Origin of the sequence: Okeania sp. SIO2C9 (genome assembly GCF_010672455.1) — a bacterium.
In the GTDB taxonomy this organism is placed as follows: Bacteria; Cyanobacteriota; Cyanobacteriia; order Cyanobacteriales; family Microcoleaceae; genus Okeania.
In genome coordinates this window covers 1-1177 of sequence record NZ_JAAHGO010000270.1, presented here as the reverse complement: position 1 = coordinate 1177, position 1177 = coordinate 1, and the positions used below count along the sequence as shown (strand labels likewise).

Genomic DNA, 1177 nt, shown 5'->3' with positions numbered 1-1177 from the left:
TGAAGCATATAGCGCTACGCGCAAGGCAGAAGGCAGAAGGTAGAAGGCAGAAGTTGACTGTGACAAAGTTTTAGCGATTTAGCTTGTCCTAACCTTAATACGTACTGCTATATCAATTAACTAAATGTTAACTACAAATATTTTTTAAGTAATAAATTTTAAATATTCTTGTTGAGATTATTACTAACTACTTAAAATAAGACTCTTGGTAACATTTTTTTCTATTTAATAATTTTTTTCTTATTAGTACACATCGTATCACAAATAGCTAGAGGGATAAAAGGTACAACCCAACATAAGTATTGTCGAAATAACACTGAATTGAAATCTACAAATACAGCCATGGTTAGCAAAGTACTAGTGTACATACCAATTTGGCGTTTAATAGCACTGATAAAGACTAAACTCATAATCAGCAACATTGGCAACTTGGCTTTAATACCAACAAATTCTGGTATTACTAATCCAATTAATTCATCTATTGAAGGAACTCCTAAATGTCCAGCAGGACTTCTTGTCGCCGAGAATATAATAGATTTAAAGAAGCCTTCAGCATTCCAGATAATAAATGGTAGTGATGTAATCATAGGAATAATTAGTATTAGTAGCAGTGATTTAAATGTACGTTCTAATTTATTTTTTTCTGATTCTTGCCAAGTCCAAATTAGATAAAGAGGCAATAAAAATATAGCAATCTGTTTTAATGATAAAGACAATCCAAAAAGAAGAAGTGATAACTGTTTATTCTGGTGAATTATTGTCAGAGACAATACCAAAAAAAATATACTCACAAAGTCTATGTGAGCAATTTGATTAACATGAATTGTCCATCTGTTTAGATACCAAAACAAAGATGCAAATAGACCAAGAATCAATGTTTTGTTTTTATAAAACTGATAAAAAATTAAATGTGATATTCCTAGATTAAAAACTTGGAATATATGTCGCCATAGATAAACCCAAGTTGAATATTCCTTGAATCCTAATAATTGAGTTAGAGCTGAAAGCAAATAAAACAAAGGAAAATATGTAGCATATTTATCATTATCTCTCATATCTCCAGATAATACCCTGGCGTAAGGGTTCTCACCTAATAAAATCCGTTTTCCTTCCAACCAAATATAATAAATATCTTCTTTTTCAGTATTATAATCCCAAATCTGTGTACTAAAAAAGA

1 protein-coding gene is annotated in these 1177 nt (G+C 30.1%); it reads right to left on the bottom strand.

All coding sequences use genetic code 11. The features are described from left to right. Window positions 1–221 precede the first annotated feature (221 nt). Window positions 222–1177 (bottom strand): hypothetical protein (locus F6K23_RS40940; RefSeq protein WP_293166996.1); only part of this gene is annotated, 956 nt, incomplete at its 5' end.